Source organism: Delftia sp. NA_296.1, from assembly GCF_052692095.1.
On sequence record NZ_JBQZGF010000006.1, the window covers coordinates 143,182 to 158,374 of the forward strand.

13 protein-coding genes are annotated in these 15,193 nt (G+C 69.0%); 5 read left to right on the forward strand and 8 right to left on the reverse strand.

What is annotated here, in order from left to right:
- Positions 1-29: 29 nt before the first annotated feature.
- The 3 genes from ACUTR7_RS16640 to ACUTR7_RS16650 all read right to left on the reverse strand — a co-directional run bounded on the left by ACUTR7_RS16640 (position 30) and on the right by ACUTR7_RS16650 (position 2,879).
- Positions 30-1,583 (reverse strand): YdgA family protein, encoded by a 1,554-nt coding sequence (locus ACUTR7_RS16640; RefSeq protein WP_445609320.1) that lies wholly within the window; start codon positions 1,581-1,583, stop codon positions 30-32.
- A gap of 56 nt (positions 1,584-1,639) precedes the next feature.
- Positions 1,640-1,885, reverse strand: coding sequence for a hypothetical protein (locus ACUTR7_RS16645; RefSeq protein ID WP_445609321.1), 246 nt, complete (start codon positions 1,883-1,885; stop codon positions 1,640-1,642).
- A gap of 91 nt (positions 1,886-1,976) precedes the next feature.
- On the reverse strand, positions 1,977-2,879 hold the full coding sequence (locus tag ACUTR7_RS16650; protein WP_445609322.1) for an alpha/beta fold hydrolase: 903 nt from the start codon (positions 2,877-2,879) through the stop codon (positions 1,977-1,979).
- 133 nt (positions 2,880-3,012) lie between these two features.
- Here ACUTR7_RS16650 and ACUTR7_RS16655 point away from each other — a divergent pair, with 133 nt between their 5' ends.
- Both ACUTR7_RS16655 and ACUTR7_RS16660 read left to right on the forward strand, forming a co-directional pair.
- A complete protein-coding gene (locus tag ACUTR7_RS16655; RefSeq protein ID WP_012206087.1) occupies positions 3,013-3,939 on the forward strand; it encodes a LysR family transcriptional regulator in 927 nt (308 codons plus the stop codon).
- A gap of 120 nt (positions 3,940-4,059) precedes the next feature.
- Positions 4,060-4,641: a peroxidase-related enzyme gene (locus ACUTR7_RS16660; protein WP_026061994.1), complete on the forward strand. Its 582-nt coding sequence runs from the start codon at positions 4,060-4,062 to the stop codon at positions 4,639-4,641.
- On the opposite strand, the gene ACUTR7_RS16665 is transcribed toward ACUTR7_RS16660, so the two are convergent.
- On the reverse strand, positions 4,610-6,103 hold the full coding sequence (locus ACUTR7_RS16665; protein ID WP_445609323.1) for an aminotransferase-like domain-containing protein: 1,494 nt from the start codon (positions 6,101-6,103) through the stop codon (positions 4,610-4,612). The two genes, ACUTR7_RS16660 and ACUTR7_RS16665, sit on opposite strands and share 32 nt — an antisense overlap.
- 96 nt (positions 6,104-6,199) lie before the next feature.
- Between ACUTR7_RS16665 and ACUTR7_RS16670 the strand changes: the two genes are divergently transcribed.
- Complete coding sequence (locus tag ACUTR7_RS16670; RefSeq protein ID WP_349613779.1) at positions 6,200-6,994, forward strand: arylamine N-acetyltransferase family protein; 795 nt, start codon at positions 6,200-6,202, stop codon at positions 6,992-6,994.
- 4 nt (positions 6,995-6,998) lie between these two features.
- Here the strand turns inward: ACUTR7_RS16670 and ACUTR7_RS16675 are convergent, their stop codons facing one another.
- On the reverse strand, positions 6,999-8,003 hold the full coding sequence (locus tag ACUTR7_RS16675) for a LacI family DNA-binding transcriptional regulator (RefSeq protein ID WP_445609324.1): 1,005 nt from the start codon (positions 8,001-8,003) through the stop codon (positions 6,999-7,001).
- Positions 8,004-8,232: 229 nt separating this feature from the next.
- On the opposite strand from ACUTR7_RS16675, the gene ACUTR7_RS16680 reads away from it, so the two are divergent.
- Both ACUTR7_RS16680 and ACUTR7_RS16685 read left to right on the forward strand, forming a co-directional pair.
- Positions 8,233-9,201, forward strand: coding sequence for a Bug family tripartite tricarboxylate transporter substrate binding protein (locus ACUTR7_RS16680; RefSeq protein ID WP_445609325.1), 969 nt, complete (start codon positions 8,233-8,235; stop codon positions 9,199-9,201).
- A gap of 43 nt (positions 9,202-9,244) precedes the next feature.
- Positions 9,245-10,402 carry an L-talarate/galactarate dehydratase gene (locus tag ACUTR7_RS16685; protein WP_445609326.1) on the forward strand — a complete coding sequence of 386 codons (1,158 nt, stop codon included), beginning with the start codon at positions 9,245-9,247 and terminating at the stop codon, positions 10,400-10,402.
- 6 nt (positions 10,403-10,408) lie between these two features.
- On the opposite strand, the gene ACUTR7_RS16690 is transcribed toward ACUTR7_RS16685, so the two are convergent.
- From ACUTR7_RS16690 to ACUTR7_RS16700, 3 genes are read right to left on the reverse strand one after another with little or no spacing between them, the layout of a single operon-like run.
- Positions 10,409-11,755 carry a sigma-54-dependent transcriptional regulator gene (locus ACUTR7_RS16690; protein WP_013801992.1) on the reverse strand — a complete coding sequence of 449 codons (1,347 nt, stop codon included), beginning with the start codon at positions 11,753-11,755 and terminating at the stop codon, positions 10,409-10,411.
- Positions 11,752-13,632: a sensor histidine kinase gene (locus ACUTR7_RS16695; RefSeq protein ID WP_034394780.1), complete on the reverse strand. Its 1,881-nt coding sequence runs from the start codon at positions 13,630-13,632 to the stop codon at positions 11,752-11,754. The genes ACUTR7_RS16690 and ACUTR7_RS16695 overlap by 4 nt, the downstream gene beginning before the upstream one ends.
- A gap of 46 nt (positions 13,633-13,678) precedes the next feature.
- A complete protein-coding gene (locus tag ACUTR7_RS16700; RefSeq protein WP_043821572.1) occupies positions 13,679-14,986 on the reverse strand; it encodes a dicarboxylate/amino acid:cation symporter in 1,308 nt (435 codons plus the stop codon).
- Positions 14,987-15,193: the final 207 nt, after the last annotated feature.

The following is a 15,193-nucleotide window of genomic DNA, read 5'->3' on the forward strand; positions in this document are numbered from 1 at the left end:
GGGGCGACGCCCGGAAGGTGGATGGCCGCTTACTGCAGCGCGCCCATGGGCAGGGCGATGGGCTTGCCGTTGAGCGTGACCTGGCCGGCCTGCATCTTGAGCGCGCTGACCAGCTTGTCGCCTTCCAGGCGGGCATAGCCCGTGGCCTGGGCCATGCCCAGCATGCCTTCCACATCCTCGGCCGAGACATCGGGCTTGCCCGATGCCTTGATCAGCGGCTCCAGCCAGGCCTTGGGCAGGCTGGCATTGGCCTGCAGTGCCGAGGTCTTGAGCAGCGCCGGCATCCAGCCAGCCTGGGCGACCTGCTCCTGCGTGGGCGCGCTTTGCACTTCGGCGCCGTACTCCAGATGGCCGGTCTGGTCCTGGTAGGTGGCCTGCAGCTTCATGGAGTAGGCCGGCAGGGCCGCCACCAGGCGCGGGGCGTTCTGCATCAGCACGCCCATGCCCTGCTCTTCCAGCGATTCCAGCGCCTTGGCCAGGCCCTCCTTGCGGTAGCCCTCGACCATGACGCGCTGGAAGCCGCGCAGCGCCTCGATGTCCAGGCGCTGGATCTTTTCCTCGTAGCCCACGGACTCGAAATCGATGGGGCCGATGCGGCCCGTGCCCTTGACCTGGGTGGTCATGCCCAGCGTGGTCTTGTCGGACTCGATGACCGAGCTGCCGTCCACGTTCTTGAGGTCCAGCAGCGTCTTGGCCTCGCCGCCTTCGGCGGGCGTGCTGCTCATGCCGAAGCGGGCGATGCGCACGCTGGCCTTGCCGGGGCCCAGGCCCCACAGGCCGTCGATGACCTTGTTCTCGAAGCTGCTCTCCAGGCCCGTGAGCATGATGCTGGTGCGCTCCACCGGCACTGCGGCCGGCTGGGTGGGGAGGGCCTCGTCGTTGTCGGATTCCTCCTCCTCGCCCTCTTCCTCTTCCACGCCCATGGACTTGTCGCGGCTGGGCAGGCCCAGCAGGGCCACCTCGGGCCAGCGCCAGGTGCCCTTGACGCTGCCACCGCCCAGGGCCGTGTCCAGCACCATTTCCTGCCAGCGCATGGTGACTTCCTGGTCGCCCAGCTCGCCGGCGGGCAGCAGCAGGCGCACATCCTGGCCGCCCGTGAAGTGGTGCACGCTGGTCAGCGTGGGGGCTGCGGCCTTGGCCAACATCTGCGTGCTCTTTTCGTCCAGGCCATCGAGCGCAAAGCGCGTCTCGGAAACCGCTGCCGCCAGTCGGCCACCGGCCAGCGGGCCGTGGCGCACCGTGGTGTCCACCACCAGGCGCACGGGCTTGGACGCAGCGACCGGTTCTGCGGCGGCGGGCGCTTCAGCTGTGTCGGCTGCTTTTGCCGCGTCAGCCGTTTCAGCCGCCTCGGCGGCCTGAGCTTCCGCCGCAGGCCACTGCAGCACCAGCTTGGCCTGGGAGGAGAGGAATCCCTTGTGGTACTCGTCGGTCACGACGACTTTCTCGCCCAGCACCTTGCGCAATTCGGCCACGGCCTCCTTGTAGCCAGCCTCGGCCCGCTGGCCGGTATACCACGTGGTTCCTCCATACCCCACGACGGCCAATGCCACGGCAGCGGCCACTACGGTTTTCTTGTTGCTCATTGTGAATATCCCGTGATGAATAAGACCCTCCCCCTCGGGCGGGCCGCGCGACTGTATCAGTTCGGCGTTTCACCACAGATCGCCAATGGGCTGCGCATTGACGCAGCCATGCCTCCTGTCGCAGGCACGCATGTACGCAGGCCCTTGCCCAGGGCTTGCCAGGCCTTGCCTGCAGCGGTTTTCAGGATCTGCGCCCCCGGCATTGCCCGCGCAAGACAGGCACCCGGATTTTTCAATTGCTTACCATTGCCGCACATGATTGGCATGCCAATTGAATTCGGAGGAAAACGCCATGGCGTCATGCATATGGCGTCACGGATATGGCGTGAATGCACCTTTCCCCTCTTTGCCGGCTTGCCCGAATGCCGTACCGAGTGCCTCCAATGACGGCACTTACCCGGCCTGCAGCAGAAATGGCAGGGCCGCGTCCAGCAGTGCATCGGGCGCCTCCTCGGCGATGTAGTGCCCGCAGGCCAGCGGCCGGCCGCGCACATCATTGGCCACGAGCTGCCACTCGCGCAGCGGATCGAAGCAGCGGTGCACCACGCCCTCCTCGCCCCAGAGCACCAGCAGCGGCATGGACAGCCTGCGCCCGAGCTGGCGGTCTTCGCGGTCATGCTCCAGATCGATGCCGGCCGAGGCGCGGTAGTCCTCGCACATGCCGTGCGCGCTGCCCGGCAGCGCCAGGCAGCGCTGGTACTCGGCCAGCGCCCGCGGATCGAAGGGCGCCAGGCCGGCGCTGCGCCTGCCCATGATCTCGCGCACATAGGCGGCGGGATCGGCCTCGATCAGGCGCTCGGGCAGCGGCGCGGGCTGGATCAGGAAGAACCAGTGCCAGTAGGCGCGCGCAAAGGCCTCGCCGGTCTGCTCGTACATGGCCAGCGTGGGCGCGATGTCCAGCAGCACCAGGCGCTGCACGCTGGCCGGATAGTCCATGGCCAGCCGGTGCGCCACGCGCGCGCCCCGGTCATGCGCCAGCACGCTGAAATGCTCATGGCCCAGCCGGGCCATCAGCCGCAGCAGGTCGCGGGCCATGGTGCGCTTGCTGTAGTTCACATGCTCGGGGTCGCCGGCCGGGCGCGAGGAGTCGCCATAGCCGCGCAGGTCGGCCAGCACCACGGTGAACTGCTGCGCCAGCCGGGGCGCGACGCGGTGCCAGATGGCGCTGGTCTGCGGGTGGCCGTGCACCAGCAGCAGGGCCGGACCCTGCCCGCCCACCCACGCGTTGATCTCCACCCCGTCATCGACCGTGATGCGCTGCTGGCGCAGGCCCGGCATCCATGGATCTGTGTGCATCCCGGAGATTCCTTCTACGTTGTTCATGACTGTCAGCCTGCCATGCTAATCAGTAAACCAGGCTGCATAAATAGCAAAATACTGCATTGATCCATCAGTTCAATTTACGAATCAACCATCCACCGCATCCACCATGGACGGCTTTTCCGACCTGCGTTTCTTCTCGCTGCTGATCCGCGAAGGCAGCCTGGCCGCTGCGGCCCAGCAGATGGGCGTGACGCCGCCCGCCGTCAGCCGCCGCCTGTCCCTGCTGGAGCGGCGCCTGGGCGTGCGCCTGCTGCAGCGCACGACACGGCGCATCCACCTGACGCCCGAGGGCGAAGCCTACCTGCTGGACGGCGCGCGCATCCTGGCCGACCTGGAGGCGCTGGAGCGCAGCATCTCGGGCACGCGCGCCACGGCGCGCGGCCCGCTGTCCATTGCCTGCACGCTGGGCTTTGGCCGCCAGCGGCTGGCGCCCGCGCTGTCGGCGTTTGCGCGCGCCTATCCCGAGGTGCAGGTGCAACTGCAGCTGACGGACAGGCCCGTCAACCTGGTCGAGCAGGGCTTTGACGCCGTCGTGCGCTTTGGCGCCCTGCCCGACTCCGCCCTCACCGCCCGCCTGCTGCTGCCCAACCGCCGCGTGCTGTGCGCCGCGCCCTCCTACCTCAACGCCCACGGCGAGCCGCGCCAGCCCGCCGACCTGCAGGCCCACCGCTGCATCGTGATCCGCGAGAGCGACGAAACCTATGGCAGCTGGCGCCTGAGCCGGCGCACGCGCCAGGGCCTGAGCGAGCACAACATCAAGGTCAACGGCGTGATGAGCACCAACGACGGCGCAGCAGCCCTGGCCTGGGCACTGGACGGCCACGGCATCCTGCAGCGCTCGCTGTGGGACGTGGCCGCGCCGCTGGCCGCAGGCGCGCTGCGCGAGGTCCTGCCCCAATGGCAGCTGCCTGCGGCCGACATCTACCTGGTGCACGCCACGCGCAGCGAGATGTCGGCCAGGATCCGCGCGCTCACCGGCTTTCTGGGCGACTGGTTTGCACAACGGCCTGAGCCGGACATGGCGCCCGCCTGAGCCCGGGCGCAATCTGCAACCTCGGCGGCAGGCAGGCTGTCATGCGCGTTCACCCCGCGCAGCGCAGGCCATGCGAACATGGCCCGCAACGACAACCACCACCCCCAGGAGACAAGACCCATGGCTACCGCCCGCTACCCCCAGCCCGAACTGTCCAGCCTGCCCGAGGACATCCGCACCCGCATCCTTGAAGTGCAGGAAAAGGCGGGCTTCATCCCCAACGTCTTCCTGGCCTTTGCGCGCCGCCCTGCCGAATGGCGCGCCTTCTTCGCCTACCACGATGCCCTCATGCTCAAGGAAGAAGGCAGCCTGACCAAGGGCGAGCGCGAGATGATCGTCACCACCACCAGCGCGGCCAACCAGTGCCTGTACTGCGTGGTGGCCCACGGCGCCATCCTGCGCATCTACGAAAAGCAGCCCTACGTGGCCGACCAGGTGGCCGTCAACTACCGCAAGGCCGACATCAGCGCCCGCCAGCGCGCCATGCTGGACTTCGCCATGAAGGTCTGCGAACGCAGCCATGAAATCTGCGAGGCCGACTTCGAAGCGCTGCACGCCCACGGCTTCGACGACGAGGACATCTGGGACATCGCCGCCATCACCGCCTTCTTCGGCCTGTCCAACCGCATGGCCAGCTTTGCCGGCATGCAGCCCAATCCCGAGTTCTTCCTCATGGGGCGCGTGCCGCGCGAGAAGAAGTAGGCTGGCCGACATGCGCCCCCTGGCGCGCCGCAGCACCCTCGACCAAACCCCGGCATATCTCCCCCACCTGCCCCACGGCCCCCAGCAGGCGCGGCGTGGGCTCGTTGGCGCAGTTCAGGCGCAGGTGGTTGGGCAGGTCCGAGCGCGATGAGAACAGCGGGCCGGGGCTGACGCCAATGCCCAGCTCCAGCGCGCGGCGGTGCACCTCCAGTGCATTCACCTGGCGCGGCAATTCCACCCACAGCAGAAAGCCCGCGCGCGGGGCCGAGACGCGGGTGCCGGGCGGAAAGCTGGCCTCGACCCTTGCCGTGACGGCCTGCACCCCGGCCTGCACGCGGGACTTGAGACGGCGCAGGTGCCGGTCGTAGTCGCCGCTGGCCAGCACCTCGCTCACGGCGGCTTCCAGCAGCGGCGCACCGGCCCAGTCGCCCGCCAGGCGCACCTGCAGCACCTGGCCATGGAAGCGGCCCGCCGCAATCCAGCCCACGCGCCAGCCCGGCGCCAGGGTCTTGGACACGGAGCCGCAGTACAGCACGTTGCCGCTGCCGTCGAAGGCCTTGCAGGCCGGCGGGCGCTGGCCGTCGCCCGCAAGGTCGCCATAGACATCGTCTTCGATCAAGGGAATGCCCGCCCGCTCCAGCAGCGCCACCAGGGCCTGCTTGCGCTCCACCGGCATGCTGGCGCCCAGCGGGTTCTGCACGGTGGGCGATGCCAGCACGGCAGCCGGCCGGTGGCGGGCAATGGCCTCGGCCAGCGGCTCCAGCAGCAGGCCTTCGCGGGGATCGGTGGCAATCTCCAGCGCCTTCAGGCCCAGGTCCTCCAGCAGCAGCAGGCTGCCGAAATAGGCGGGCCGCTCTACGGCCACGACATCGCCGGGCTTGCACACGGCGCGCAGGGCCAGCCGCACGGCCTGGGTGGCGCCGGCTGTCAGGACCAGGTCATCGGGGCCGAAGCGCGCACCCCATTGCGCGGCCCGGGCTGCGATCTGGCCGCGCAGGTCGGCACGGCCCGGCGGCATGCTGTAGGTCTGCCCGTGCGCGTCCAGGCGGCGCCCGGCGGTCTGCAGCGCGCGCTGCAGCCGGGCCGTGGGCAGCCAGGCCGGATCGGGCAATGCCGCACCCAGCGGGATCAGGCGCGTGTCGGGGCTGCTGAACAGCGAGCGCGCCAGGGCCGACAGGGTCACGGGCACGGGACGCGACGACGGGCGGGACGCCTGCAGCGCCGCGCCGCCCGTTGCCTGCCGCACAAAGTAGCCCGAGCGCGGGCGCGCCACGATCAGGCCCTCGGCCTCCAGGCAGCGCAGCGCCTCCAGCGCGGTGGGCAGGCTGACCTGTTCGCGCTCGGCCAGGCTGCGGGCGGAGATCAGCCTGTCGCCGGGGCGCAGTGCGCCGCAGGCCAGCGTCTGGCGCAGGGCCTGGGCAATGCGGCGGTACTGGGGCAAGGGTTCGTTGGTGGTGGGCATGCCAATCTGTACAGGTCAGTTTTCTTGGATTCTGCTTATACAGGCATTGGTGGCCCCGATTTATCGTTGCAGCCATCAAGCAACCCGAGGAAACCCATGCAAGCCAGCAATTTCGATCTCCAGGCCTATTTCCGCCGCATCGGCTTCAGTACCGGGGACTCCGCCCAGGCGAATGCCGCCACCCTGCATGCGCTGATGCGCCAGCAGCTGTTTTCCGTGCCTTTCGAGAACCTGGACGTGCAGGCCGGCAAGATCGTCTCTCTGGTGCCCGAAGACATTGCGGGCAAGATCCTCGGCGGCGCCCGGGGCGGCTACTGCTACGAGGTGAACGGCCTGTTCGCCATGGCGCTGCAGGCCCTGGGCATTGCCTACCGCTTTGTGGCGGCGCGGCCCATGTTCTATCCGGCACGCCGCCCCCGCACCCACATGGCCCTGGTGGCCGAGGTCGAGGGACGGCGCTGGCTGTGCGACCTGGGCTTTGGCAGCTACGGCATACGCGCCCCCATGGCCCTGGACGTGCTGGACACCGAGGTCCGCCAGGACGGCGACACCTTCCGCCTGAGCCTGGACGACCAGGGCGAATACCTGCTGCAGGCCCGCGTGGACGGTGAATGGGCCAACCAGTACGCCTTCAACCTGTCGCCCCAGGAGTGGGTGGATTTTGCGCCCGCCAACTACCTGAACTCCACGCATCCGGACGCCATCTTCGTGCAAAAGCGGGTGGTGGTGCTGCACCAGCCGGCCGGCCGCATGATCCTGGTGGGCGACGCGCTCAAGACCATCACGGCCAGCGGCACCGAGACCAGGCAGCTGGCCCCTGATGAGATCCAGCACGCGCTGGGCAGCCTGTTCGGGCTGGCGACCGAGCGCCAGGCGGCTGCCGTGTGCTGACCCTCTAAGCTCGGCGGGTCGAATCCCGCTCGATCAGCTCGAACCCCAGGTCGAACGCCGAGCGCACGGCACTGTGGCCCTTGCAGCGGGCCAGCACGAGTTCGGCGGCCAGGCGGCCTATGCCCGGTCCGTCCACATGCACGGTGGTCAGCGACGGCAGCAGGTGGGCCGCGAAATCGGCATTGCCGAAGCCCGAGACGGCCAGGTCCACGGGCACGCGCAGGCCGCGCGCCTGGGCTTCCACCAAAATGCCGTGGGCCAGCATGTCCGAGCTGCAGACCACGGCCTGCAGATCGGGCTGCTGCGCCAGCAACTGGCCCAGCGCCTGCCGGCCCAGCTCCAGGCTGCCGGGCGCGGATACGGTGACCGTGGGCACCTCGCGGCCCCAGGCTGCGAGAAAGCCCTCGCGCCGCTGCTGGGCCCGATGGTCGCTGCCCGTGGCCATGCCCACGCGCTGCAGGCCGCGCGAGAGGAAATAGCCGGCCAGCGCGCTGCCCACCTTGAGGTGGGAAAAGCCCACCACCATGTCCAGCGGCCGGTCGCTGAAGTCCCAGGTTTCCACCACGGGAATGCCGGTCCTGCGCAGCCGCTCGCGCGCCTTGTCGGACTGCACCAGGCCCATCATCACAATGCCGTCGGGCTGGCGCCCGATCATGGCGTTGAGCACCTCTTCCTCGCGCTGCTCGTCGTAGAAGGTCTGGCCCAGCAGCAGTTGATAGCCCTCCTGCGCCAGCGTGGCCGTCAATGACTGCACCGTGGGCAGGAATTGCGACACCGACAGCGCAGGCACCACGCCGGCCACCATGCGGCTGCGCCTGGACTTGAGCCCCCCCGCCAGCAGGTTGGGGATGTAGCCCGTGGCCTCCACGGCCTGGCGCACGCGCTCGCGCGTCTTCTCCGAAACGATGGAAGGATTGCCCAGTGCGCGCGAGGCCGTGATCAGCGAGACGCCGGCCGCCTCGGCCACGTCGTGCAGCGTGGCGGGCCTGGGTGGTGTGGGTGTGTTCATGGGCAAGCGCGATCGCGGGCTGGTATCGGGGACGGGCCTGAAGATAGCAGACCGCCCTCCACGCACGGGCGCCAGGCCTGCCCTGCATCGCAGAAATCGTGATTGACAGCCAAAATGACAACGATATCATTTTGCGGGAAGCGCAAATCCTTGCATCTAAAAAATGGCATCGGCGCTTTTTCATTTCCCCGGAAATGACAACGATGTCATTCACAAATCAGGAGACAAGATGAATCACATTCTTCGTGCCATGGCGCTGGCCCTGGCCGCGCTCGCTGCCTTTTCTGCATCGGCCCAGGCCTGGCCCGACAGGCCCGTCACCCTGGTCGTGCCCTTTCCCGCCGGCGGCTCCACCGACCAGGTCGCGCGCGCCGTGGCGCCCAGGCTGGGCGAGAGGCTCAGGCAGTCCTTCGTGGTAGAGAACAAGGCCGGCGCCACGGGCACCATCGGCGCAGCCTTCGTGCAGCGCGCGGCGGCGGACGGGCAGACCTTTCTCGTCACCTCGCTGGGCCCGCTGGTCATCGTGCCCCACCTGATCAAGAACCTGCCCTACGACGCCCTCAAGGACTTCGACCTGATCACCGTGGCCGTGCAGTCGCCCAACGTGCTGGTCGTGCCTGCCGCCTCGCCGCACAAAAGCGTGGCCGACGTGGTCGCCCACCTCAAGGCCCATCCGGGCAAGATGAGCTTTGCCTCGGCCGGCCACGGCTCCAGCGACCACCTGACGGCCGAACTGTTCTGGCAGCAGACGGGCACCCAGGGCGTGCACATCCCCTACAAGGGCGGCGCGCCCGCCCATGCCGACCTGATCGGCGGCCAGGTCGACGCCTCGTTCCAGAACATCAATGCCGTGATCCAGCACATCCGGGCCGGCAAGATGCGCGCCCTGGCCGTGACCAGCCCGCGCCGCTCGCCCGTGCTGCCGGACCTGCCCACGCTGGCCGAGGCCGGGGTGAAGAACGTGGAAGTCGCCTCCTGGCAGGCCATCGTCGCGCCCAAGGGCCTGCCGCCTGCGCTGCGCGACAAGGCCCATGCGGCCTTTGTCGAGGCGCTCAACGATCCCCGGGTGCGCGAGCAGTTCGTCTCCATCGGCTACGAGATGGTGGCCGGCACGCCCCAGCAGTTCGCCGAGTTCCAGCGCCAGGAATACGCGCGCTGGAAGACGGTCATCGAGGCCGGAAAGATCAGGATCGACTGATGCCTGCCCCTGTCCTTTTTCCAACCACCGCACTCCCGCAGCCATGACCTCTTCCGCGCTCTCCGAAACCACCAGCCAGGACCGCATCCAGTGGATACGCCTGTCGTCCTGCTACCTCCCCCTGGCCCGGCCCATCAGCGATGCCAAGGTGCTCACGGGCCGCCAAAAGCCCATGACCGAGGTCGCCATGCTGTTCGCCGAGATCCAGACCCGCGACGGCCACCGGGGCCTGGGCCTGAGCTACGCCAAGCGCGCAGGCGGCCCCGGCCAGTTCGCCCATGCCAGCGAAATCGCGCCCACCCTGCTGGGCGAAGACCCCAGCGACATCGCACGGCTGTGGACACGCATGTGCTGGGCCGGCGCCTCCGTGGGCCGCAGCGGGCTGGCCGTGCAGGCCATCGCGGCCTTCGACGTGGCGCTCTACGACATCAAGGCGCGCCGCGCGGGCCTGCCGCTGTCCAAGCTGCTGGGCTCGCAGCGCGAATCCGTGCGCTGCTACAACACCTCGGGCGGCTTTCTGCACACGCCGCTCGATGAGCTCAAGCGCAACGCGAGTGCCTCGCTGGAGCGCGGCATTGGCGGCATCAAGCTCAAGGTGGGCCAGCCCGACTGCGCGCTGGACATACGGCGTGTGGAGGCCATGCGCGCCCACCTGGGCGATGCCGCGCCCATCATGGTCGATGCCAACCAGCAATGGGACCGCCCCACGGCCCAGCGCATGTGCCGTGTCTTCGAGGAATTCAACCTGGTCTGGATCGAGGAGCCGCTGGACGCCTACGACCACGAAGGCCATGCCGCGCTGGCCGCGCGCTTCGACACGCCGATCGCCACCGGCGAGATGCTGACCAGCGCCGCCGAGCACGGCGATCTCATACGCCACCGCAGCGCCGACTTCCTCATGCCCGACGCGCCGCGCGTGGGCGGCATCACGCCCTTCCTGCAGATCGCCGCCCAGGCCGAACTGGCCCACCTGAGCCTGGCGCCCCACTTCGCCATGGAGCTGCACGTGCACCTGGCCGCCACCTGCGCCAACGAGCCCTGGGTGGAACACTTCGACTGGCTGGAGCCGCTGTTCAACGAACGCCTGGACATCGCCGATGGCCGCATGCTCGTGCCCACGCGCCCCGGCCTGGGGCTGAGCCTGAGCGAGCAGGCGCGGCGCTGGACGCGCGAAAGCGTGGAGTTCGGGGAGCGGGGTTGAGGGTGCCTACCCATCCAGTCCGTACTTGCGGATCTTGTCGTGCAGCGTGGTCTTGGGCATGGACAGGGCTTCGGCCGTGCGCGCCAGGCTGCCGGCGTGGCGGCGCAGGGCGTCGGCGATGAGGGCGCGCTCGAAGGCCTCGACAGCGGCGGACAGCGGCCGGGGCGCGGCGTCCTGCGCCGTGGTGCCGGCCGGCTGGCCGAAGGGGGGCGAGCCGGTCTCGATGCCCAGCACCGTGCGCTCGGCCACGTTGCGCAGCTCGCGCACGTTGCCGGGCCAGTCATAGCCCAGCAGTTGCTGCACGCGCGCGGTGGTCAGCTCGGGCACGGGCCGCTGGTGGCGCGCGGCGCCCTGCAGCGCGAAGTGCTCGAACAGCAGCGGCACGTCCTCGCGCCGCTCGCGCAGCGGCGGCAGCGAGACGGTGGCCACGTTCAGGCGGTAGTAGAGGTCGGCGCGGAACAGCCCTTGCCGGCTCAACTCCAGCAGATCGACCTTGGTGGCCGCGATCACGCGGCAGTCGATGGGGATCAGGGTGTTGGAGCCCAGGCGCTCCAGCACGCGTTCCTGCAGCACGCGCAGCAGCTTGATCTGCATGGGCAGGGGCATGCTCTCGATCTCGTCCAGGAACAGCGTGCCGCCGCTGGCGTGCTCCAGCTTGCCGATGCGCTTCTTGCCCGCGCCGGTATAGGCGCCGGCCTCGCTGCCGAACATTTCGCTGTCGAACAGCGTGTCGGGCAGGCCGCCGCAGTTGACGGCCACGAAGTTGCCTTCGCGCCGCGCGCTGGCTTCGTGCAGGCAGCGCGCCACCAGTTCCTTGCCCGTGCCGGTCTCGCCCTGGATCAGCACATCGGCCGCGCTCTGCGCCAGCCCCGTGAGCATCTGGCGCAGCTGGCGCATGTTGGGCGCGCGGCCTATCAGCCGGTGCTCCAGGCTGTCGCGCTGGTCCAGCTGCTGGCGCAGCGCCCGCACTTCCAGCACCAGGCGGCGGCGCTCCAGGGCGCGGCGCACGGCGCCGACCAGGGTTTCGGGGGCGAAGGGTTTCTGGATGAAGTCCTGGGCGCCGTCCTTCATGGCCTGCACGGCCATGGAGATGTCCCCGTGGCCGGTGATCAGCACCACGGGCAGCTCGGCATCCATGGCCACCAGTTCGCGCAGGAATGCCATGCCGTCCATGCGCGGCAGGCGGATGTCGCTGACCACGATGCCCGCGAAGTCGCGCGACAGGCGCCGGCGCGCCTGCTCGGCGCTGCCCACGCTTTCGCAGGCGATGCCTTCGAGCTGCAGCGCCTGCTCGCAGCCGAGCACGATGTCGGGGTCATCCTCGATGATCAGGACTTTGAGGGCGTCGGTCATGGTGTGTCGGCAGAAGGTGTGGAGGGTGCCAGGGCCAGGCTCAGCGTGAAGACGGCGCCGCCGCCCGGATGGTTGCTGCCCGTCAGCGTGCCGCCGCATTCACGCACGATGCCGGCCGACAGCGCCAGCCCCAGGCCCAGGCCCACGCCCTCTTCCTTGGTGGTGAAAAACGGCTGGAACAGATGGGCCTGCGCCGCTTCGCTCAGGCCCGGGCCGTGGTCGCGCACGGTGACCTGGGCGCGGCCATCGGCCACGGCGCAGGCCAGCTCCAGGCAGGGCGCGGGCTGGCCGCGCATGGCGTCCAGAGAGTTGTTGATCAGGTTGATCAGCACCTGCTCGATGCGGTTGCGGTCGCACCAGGCCACGGCCTCGGGCACGCCGTCATCGCGCAGGATGCGGGCGCCGGTCTCGGCCACGCGCGACTCCAGCACGGCCAGCGCATTGTCCAGCGCATGCGCCAGCGGCACGGCCTGGCTGGCGCCGCTGGACTTGCGCGCAAAGTTGCGCAGCTGGCCGGTGATGCGGCCCATGCGGTCGGCCAGCTGCGCCATGCGCTCCAGGTTCACGCGCGTGGTTTCGGTATCGCCGCGCTCCAGAAAGCGCTGGCTGTTGCCGGCCAGGGTGCGCAGCGCCGTCAGCGGCTGATTGAGTTCATGGGCGACGCCCGTGGACAGCTGGCCTATCACGGCCAGCTTGCCGGCCTGCACCAGTTCGTCCTGGGCGGCGCGCAGCGTGGCCTCGGCGTGGGTGCGCTCGGCCACCTCGGCCTGCAGCGCCTCGTTGGCGGCCGACAGGTCGGCCGTGCGCTGCTCCACCTTGCGCTCGAGCTCGTCGTGCGCGGCCTGCAGCGCCTCGCGCGCGGCCAGCCGGTCGCGCAGGTGGCGGCGGCGCTCGTTGACCATCATGGCCAGCAGCAGCACAAAGGCCGCGCCCACGGCCGCGGCCAGCGCGCGGCTCTGGGCCAGCTGATCGACCTGCTCCAGGTGCGAGAGCACGGTGATCGTCCAGGGCGTACCCGGCAGCTGGCGCGACTGGGCCAGGAAGCGGCCGCTGACCGGGTAGACCGAGCCTGGCGATTCCTCGCCATGGCGGGCAATGCGCACCAGGCGCGCGCCCTGGCCCAGGTCGCGCAGCACCTGCAGGCCCAGCGGCTCCAGCGCGCGGCGGTTGTACTGGCGCGTGTGGTCGAAGGCGGCGCGCGTGCCCTCGTCCAGCGTGCGCAGGGTGGTGAATTTCCAGTCGGAGACCGTGCCCAGGATGACGACGCCGTTCTCGTCGCCCACCAGCACGGGCGCCTCCACCGTGGACCACGATTGCTCCAGCTGGTCCAGGCTAACCTTGACCACGGCCACGCCCAGCGTGTGGGTGTCGTCGCCCAGGGTGGAGGCCAGGTAGTAGCCGGGCTCGCCGCGCGTGGTACCTATGCCGAAGAAGCGCGCGCTGCCCGTGGCCATGGCGGTGCGGTAGTAGGGGCGAAAGCTCAGGTCCTCGCCCATGTAGCTGTCGGTGCGCCGCCAGTTGCTGGAGGCCACGACGTGGCCGCGCGCATCGACCAGGTAGGCGGTCAGCGTGCCCGCGCGGTCGTTGAGCTGCTCCAGGTAGGCGTTGACGCGGTTGGTGAGCTGCTCGTCGCCGGGCTCGGCCAGCAGCCTTTGCACATTGCCTTCCAGTGCCAGCACGTCGGGCAGGAAGGCGTATTTGCCGATCTCGCGCTGCAGGCTGGCGCCGTACAGCTCCAGCCGGTGCATGCCCGTGGCACGCAGATCGGCGATGCCCAGCCGCTGCGCCAGCAGGTACGCACCCCAGCCGCTCAGCCCGCTCAGGGCAAGCCACAGCAAAAGCAGGATGAGCTGGCGCAGGGGGCGGCGGGCGGGCATGGTGAAGGCACCGATGTTATCAGTGCCCCCCAGCGCCGCCTGGGCCTCAGGCCGAGACAGCGGGCCGCCCTTGCTCGGAATGGTCCGTGGGCAGCAGGGACTCGTCGTCATCCGTGGCCGCGGTCGGATCGACGGCGCCTTCCCACTTGGCCACCACGGCCGTGGCGATCGCATTGCCCAGCACATTGGTCAGCGTGCGGCCCATGTCCAGGAAGTGGTCGATGCCCAGGATCAGCAGGATGCCCGCCTCGGGCAGGCCGAACATGGGCAGCACGGCGGCCACCACCACCAGCGAGGCGCGCGGCACGCCGGCAATGCCCTTGCTGGACACCATCAGCACCAGCAGCATGGTGATCTGGGCCGTCAGCGTCATGTCGATGCCGTAGGCCTGGGCGATGAAGATGGCCAGGAAGGTGGTGTAGACCATCGAGCCGTCCAGGTTGAACGAGTAGCCCAGCGGCAGCACGAAGCCGATGATGCGCGGCTTGATGCCGAACTTCTCCAGCTGCTCCATCAGCTTGGGATAGGTCGATTCGCTGCTGGCCGTGGAAAAGCCCACCAGCAGCGGGCCGCGGATCAGGTTCAGCAGGCGGAAGATGTCACGGCCCAGCACGCAGTAGCCGGCCACGATCAGCAGCACCCACAGCGTGGCCAGGGCCAGGTAGAAGCACAGCATGAACTTGCCGAACACCGACAGCATGCCCAGGCCATGGATGGTGATGGTGCCGGCCACGGCACCGAACACGCCCACGGGGGCGAAGCGCATCACGTAGTCGGTGACCTTGAGCATGATGTGCACCACTTCGTCCATCAGGCCCACCATGGAGCGCGCGGCCTGGTTGTGCAGGTTGCCCAGCGCAATGCCGAAGAACAGCGCGAACACCAGGATCTGCAGCACCTCGTTGGTCGCCATGGCCTCGAAGATGTTCTTGGGGAACACGTGGGCGATGAAGTCCTTGAGGTTCAGCGCCGAGGTCTTGAGGTTCAGGCCCTCGGCCGACGACGGCAGGGCCACGCTCAGGCCATGGCCGGGCTGCAGCACGTTCGCATAGATCAGGCCGATGGCCAGCGAGCAGAACGAGGCCACGATGAACCAGCCCAGCGCGCGGCCGCCGATGCGGCCCACGGCCTTGGCGTCGCCCATGTTGGCCAGGCCCGACACCAGGGTGGCGAACACCAGGGGCGCGATGATCATCTTGATCATGCGCAGGAAGACATCGGTGAGGATGCCGAAGTAGCTGGCGATTTCCTTGGCGGCCTCGGGCGTGGGTGCGTAGCTGTTGCAGGCATAGCCCACCAGCACGCCGAGGACCATGGCCACGAGCACCATGGTGGTCAAGCGGTTGAATTTCATGCGGATTTTTTCGTTGGACGTATTTCGGTCTTGCAAGCGAGCCCGGCCACCACGGCTGCCGGCCACGGGCCGGATGCCACAGCGAAGACGGGCTTGTCTCCCTGCATACACAACCACGATGCACGTGGCCTGCGCCTGACAGTGCACAGACCGTGCCAGCCGCATCCGGCACCTGCACCCCGCGCTAACTGCTTGATTCGCCTATAT

Coding starts and splice junctions, on each gene's coding strand:
- ACUTR7_RS16640 (WP_445609320.1), bottom strand. CDS start 1,583: ATGAGCAACAAGAAAACCGTAGTGGCCGCTGCCGTGGCATTGGCCGTC.
- ACUTR7_RS16645 (WP_445609321.1), bottom strand. CDS start 1,885: ATGACGCCATGGCGTTTTCCTCCGAATTCAATTGGCATGCCAATCATG.
- ACUTR7_RS16650 (WP_445609322.1), bottom strand. CDS start 2,879: ATGCACACAGATCCATGGATGCCGGGCCTGCGCCAGCAGCGCATCACG.
- ACUTR7_RS16655 (WP_012206087.1), top strand. CDS start 3,013: ATGGACGGCTTTTCCGACCTGCGTTTCTTCTCGCTGCTGATCCGCGAA.
- ACUTR7_RS16660 (WP_026061994.1), top strand. CDS start 4,060: ATGGCTACCGCCCGCTACCCCCAGCCCGAACTGTCCAGCCTGCCCGAG.
- ACUTR7_RS16665 (WP_445609323.1), bottom strand. CDS start 6,103: ATGCCCACCACCAACGAACCCTTGCCCCAGTACCGCCGCATTGCCCAG.
- ACUTR7_RS16670 (WP_349613779.1), top strand. CDS start 6,200: ATGCAAGCCAGCAATTTCGATCTCCAGGCCTATTTCCGCCGCATCGGC.
- ACUTR7_RS16675 (WP_445609324.1), bottom strand. CDS start 8,003: ATGAACACACCCACACCACCCAGGCCCGCCACGCTGCACGACGTGGCC.
- ACUTR7_RS16680 (WP_445609325.1), top strand. CDS start 8,233: ATGAATCACATTCTTCGTGCCATGGCGCTGGCCCTGGCCGCGCTCGCT.
- ACUTR7_RS16685 (WP_445609326.1), top strand. CDS start 9,245: ATGACCTCTTCCGCGCTCTCCGAAACCACCAGCCAGGACCGCATCCAG.
- ACUTR7_RS16690 (WP_013801992.1), bottom strand. CDS start 11,755: ATGACCGACGCCCTCAAAGTCCTGATCATCGAGGATGACCCCGACATC.
- ACUTR7_RS16695 (WP_034394780.1), bottom strand. CDS start 13,632: ATGCCCGCCCGCCGCCCCCTGCGCCAGCTCATCCTGCTTTTGCTGTGG.
- ACUTR7_RS16700 (WP_043821572.1), bottom strand. CDS start 14,986: ATGAAATTCAACCGCTTGACCACCATGGTGCTCGTGGCCATGGTCCTC.